The following is a 4371-nucleotide window of genomic DNA, read 5'->3' on the forward strand; positions in this document are numbered from 1 at the left end:
CTTGGATCAAGACACAAAAGACATTGTATATGAAGAGTTTTTAAAACTAAAAAATACCTTTGATATGAGTATAATTCTTGTGACTCATAATCAATATGAAGCCGAAGCACTTGGTGACAGAATACTTAGGATATAAATTTTCTTCTCCTTAATTGAACTTGATTATTACACTTGAACTAATAATTCTGAAAAATTTAATTGTAATTTTTTAATAATCTGAGTTTATCATGAGCTTTATATAGCTTTTTTCTTGATTCTTTTTAAACTGGTCTCTAGGGGCCTTTTTTTATTTTGAATTGTTTGATTATAAAAGTTGACTTTATAGGTAATTTATGGTAATCTCTTAAACAAGAAGAAAAATACTTAAAATACAGAATATAAGTGTAGTATAGTTTTTTAAAATAAATTTAATTTTTTAAGGAGGAGAACAGAATGGGTGTAATAATTAATTTAATTATTATGACTGTATTGATAGGATTTCTTTACAGTCTTCAGAAAAAATACGTATCTTTTACCAAAAGGGTATTCACAGCCTTAGCCCTTGGTGTTATATTCGGAGGTTTACTTCAGTTATTTTACGGAAGAGATTCTCAAGTTATCTCTGATTCAAACACATGGTTTTATGTTATATCTGGAGGCTATGTAAGGCTCCTTAAGATGATAGTGACTCCTCTCGTCATGGTTTCTATCGTATCTGCCATCATAAATATAAAAGACGGAAAGACATTTGGTAAAATAGGAGGAAGCGTAGTGGCCCTTCTGATCGGTACCACAGCAGTATCTGCTCTCATAGGAGTTGGATCTTCGCTTTTGTTTAAGCTTAGTGCAGTGGGAATGAGTGTTGGAGAGAGAGAGGCTTCTAGAGGAGAGCTGCTAGTAAGTAAATTATCCGGATTAGATACCTCCATGGCACAAAAATTAGTGGAGACTATTCCAACTAATCCATTTGCAGCAATGGCAGGTTCGGGAGATAATGCCACAATTTCAGTGGTTATTTTCTCTGCCTTTGTAGGAATAGCAGTTCTGGGAATTACTAAAAAACATCCAGAATCAGTGGAAACTGCAAGAAAATTTGTTAATTCGGCTCATGATATAGTTATGAGAATGGTAACACTAATACTGAGGCTGACTCCGTACGGAATAATGGCTCTCATGGTCAAGGTGGTTTCTACCAGTAATACCGGAGAAATCTTAAACCTTATAAATTTTGTACTTGCTTCATATGTAGCCCTGGCAGTTGTTCTCTTGATGCATCTTATGCTTGTAACTTTTGCAGGACTAAACCCTGTCATATATCTGAAAAAGATATTCCCTGTTTTAGCCTTTGCTTTTACATCCAGAACAAGTGCAGGAACTATACCGCTGAATATACAAACCCAGATAAAAAAACTTGGAGTCAGTGAAGGAGTAGCAAATATATCAGCATCCTTTGGTGCTTCCATAGGTCAAAACGGTTGTGCCGGGATATATCCAGCCATGCTTGCAGTTATGATAGCTCCCACTGTGGGAATAGATCCGACTAATCCTGTGTTTATACTAAAAGTAGTAGTAATAGTCGCTCTAAGCTCCTTTGGAGTCGCCGGAGTAGGAGGGGGAGCTACTTTTGCAGCCTTGATAGTTTTATCAGCTCTGAATCTACCTGTATCCCTTGTAGGACTACTTATATCAATAGAACCATTGATAGACATGGGAAGAACAGCGATAAATGTGAGTGGTGCCATGACAGCGGGAACTCTTACAAGTAAGTTTATAGGGGATTTTGATTCTGAAACATATGAAAATCAAGATATAGAGCTGGAAGAGAGCGTAAAAGAAATATAAGGTTCAAAGGAGGCGAAAGCCTCCTTTTTTTTCTTTTATTGGAGATAAAGTTTTTATTTTTTTCTGCTGCTCAGAAAATAGGAGGGGTCCGGGAACTCTTTAAAGTTTTTATAAAATCATTGTTAAAATAGCAAGGATAGCATTGACAAAAAGTATAAAAAGTGATATCATTTCGTGAGTTACGCATGGTAAAGGTCGTCAGCAACCTTTTAACCAGCGATTTTAATCTTTTGGAGGTGTTTAAATGTACGCAGTAATCAAAACTGGTGGTAAACAGTACAAAGTTGCAGAAGGTGACGTATTAAAGGTAGAGAAGTTGAATGCTGAAGTTAATACAACTGTAGAACTAACTAATGTTCTTCTTGTGTCTAAAGATGGAGAAGTTAAAGTAGGAGCTCCTGTAGTAGAAGGTGCAAAAGTTCTAGTAGAAGTAATTTCCCAAGAAAAAGGGAAAAAAGTTATTAACTTCAAATATAAGCCAAAGACTGGATACCATAGAAAAAAAGGTCACAGACAATTACTTACTGAAATCAAAATCAAAGCAATCGAAGCTTAATTAACTTATGACTGAAGTAGTTATAATTAGAAAAGAAGGCAGAATTGTCTTTTTTTCGGCAGAAGGACATGCAGGTTTTGCAGAACACGGAGAAGACATTGTTTGTGCGGCGTTGTCAACTGCTTTACAATTTCCTATAGCACATTTGGATGAAGTGTTAGATATTGTTCCCAGATATGAAATTTCTGAAGATGGACTGCTAAAAGTTGATTTTAGAGGTGTGGATCTAAAGGGTAACGATAGAGAGCTGAATGTATTGTTGGAAATGATGTATTTAACAGTTAAACAATTAGCTAGAGAGTATTCAGAATTTATAAAGCTTGTAGAGAAGGAGGAAAAGTAGATGTTATTTAGATTGAACATACAATTATTTGCAAAGAAAAAAGGTCAAGGTTCTGTTAAGAACGGAAGAGATTCTAATCCTAATTACCTTGGAGTAAAAAAATATGATGGTGAGGTAGTAAAAGCTGGAAACATCATAGTAAGACAAAGAGGAAACAAGTTCCACGCTGGAACTAACATGGGGCAAGGTAAAGATCATACTTTATTTGCTCTTACTGACGGATATGTTAAATTCGAAAGACACGGAAAAGACAAGAAGAAAGTTTCTATCTATCCTGAGAGAGTTTAATCGATTGGATGTTTAATCCCGGCCAGGCGCCGGGATTTTTTATATTTATAAAATTGCTGTTTTTTGGGGTGAAATCTGGCTTGGTAAAAGGCTTTGGAAAGTAGTGTTTGAAATTGCAAAATAAAAGATATTATAGTATAATATTTAGGTTGTGTAGGAAAAAATCCCATTAAAGGAGGGAATTAATTTGTTTATAGATGAGGTTGGAATTACGATAAAAGCAGGAGACGGTGGAGACGGAGCCGCTACTTTTAGAAGAGAGAAAGCGGTACAGTTTGGAGGGCCAGACGGCGGAGACGGCGGAAACGGCGGAAATGTAGTATTTGTCGCAGACAATAATATAAATACCCTAGTTGATTTTAAATATAAGAGAATATTTAAGGCTGAAAACGGGGAAAATGGTGCTAAAAAAAGAATGTATGGTAAAACAGGTGCTGACCTGGTTATAAAAGTTCCTATAGGAACCCAGGTGAGAGACCAGGAAACTGGAAAACTTCTGTTGGACCTGAATAATAACGGAGAAGAAAGAGTGCTCATAAAGGGCGGAAAAGGTGGACTGGGAAATGTACACTTTAAAAATGCAATCAGAAAAGCTCCCACAATGGCCGGAAAGGGTAGAGAGGGAGCAGAACTAGAGGTAAAGCTAGAGTTGAAACTTCTTGCAGATGTAGCCCTTGTAGGGTATCCTTCTGTTGGTAAATCAAGCTTTATAAACAGAGTTTCTTCTGCTAAATCAAAAGTTGCCAGCTATCACTTTACAACACTTTCTCCTAAACTGGGAGTGGTGAGACTAGAGGAGGGGAAATCTTTCCTCATGGCGGATATTCCAGGACTTATAGAAGGGGCTCACGAGGGAGTGGGACTAGGAGATAAGTTCCTGAAGCATATCGAAAGATGTAAAATGATATATCATGTAGTGGATGCAGCAGGATTAGAAGGAAGAACTCCTATAGAGGACTTCAAAAAAATAAATGAAGAGCTTCAGAAGTTTAGCCCTAAGCTCGCTTCAAAAAAACAAATAGTTATCGCAAATAAGATGGACCTTCTGTGGAATACAGAGCAGTATGAAGAGTTTAAAAAATTTATAGAGGATCAGGGTTTAGAATTTTATCCTGTATCGGTCATAATGAATGACGGTCTGAAAGAGGTAACTTACAGAACCTGGGAGATACTTCAGTATATAGAAAGAGAACCTCTTGAAGATGAGGCTGATATAAATGAGGTACTGAAGGCAATCAGAGGAAATAAAGAAGACTATATAATTACCCAGGATGAAGAAGGGGTGTACGTGGTAGACGGAAGAATAGTAGATGATGTACTGAATAAATATGTAATAACTATGGAAGAGGATTCTATAATAAAC

General features: G+C 36.4%; 5 protein-coding genes. All 5 read left to right on the forward strand.

Annotated elements, in window-relative coordinates:
* The first annotated feature begins 432 nt into the window (after window positions 1–432).
* Entirely contained in the window at window positions 433–1821 is a 1389-nt protein-coding gene (locus tag ABZA26_RS08705; protein WP_372714131.1) for an L-cystine transporter, read from the forward strand.
* A gap of 244 nt (window positions 1822–2065) precedes the next feature.
* A complete protein-coding gene (gene rplU, locus ABZA26_RS08710; protein WP_372714132.1) occupies window positions 2066–2377 on the forward strand; it encodes a 50S ribosomal protein L21 in 312 nt (103 codons plus the stop codon).
* A gap of 7 nt (window positions 2378–2384) precedes the next feature.
* Window positions 2385–2720, forward strand: a complete 336-nt coding sequence (locus ABZA26_RS08715) for a ribosomal-processing cysteine protease Prp (RefSeq protein ID WP_013387837.1) — start codon at window positions 2385–2387, stop codon at window positions 2718–2720.
* Window positions 2721–3008: a 50S ribosomal protein L27 gene (gene rpmA, locus ABZA26_RS08720; RefSeq protein WP_319370270.1), complete on the forward strand. Its 288-nt coding sequence runs from the start codon at window positions 2721–2723 to the stop codon at window positions 3006–3008. It abuts the gene before it with no gap.
* A 187-nt stretch (window positions 3009–3195) separates the two neighbouring features.
* The coding region (gene obgE, locus ABZA26_RS08725) for a GTPase ObgE (protein WP_372714133.1) at window positions 3196–4371 on the forward strand (1176 nt) is incomplete at its 3' end.

It is taken from the genome of Ilyobacter sp., from assembly GCF_041583315.1.
Lineage (GTDB): Bacteria > Fusobacteriota > Fusobacteriia > Fusobacteriales > Fusobacteriaceae > Ilyobacter.

What these genes read in the sequence shown, in the direction of transcription:
- ABZA26_RS08705 (WP_372714131.1), top strand. Translation starts at nt 433, where the DNA reads ATGGGTGTAATAATTAATTTAATTATTATGACTGTATTGATAGGATTT.
- rplU (WP_372714132.1), top strand. Translation starts at nt 2,066, where the DNA reads ATGTACGCAGTAATCAAAACTGGTGGTAAACAGTACAAAGTTGCAGAA.
- ABZA26_RS08715 (WP_013387837.1), top strand. Translation starts at nt 2,385, where the DNA reads ATGACTGAAGTAGTTATAATTAGAAAAGAAGGCAGAATTGTCTTTTTT.
- rpmA (WP_319370270.1), top strand. Translation starts at nt 2,721, where the DNA reads ATGTTATTTAGATTGAACATACAATTATTTGCAAAGAAAAAAGGTCAA.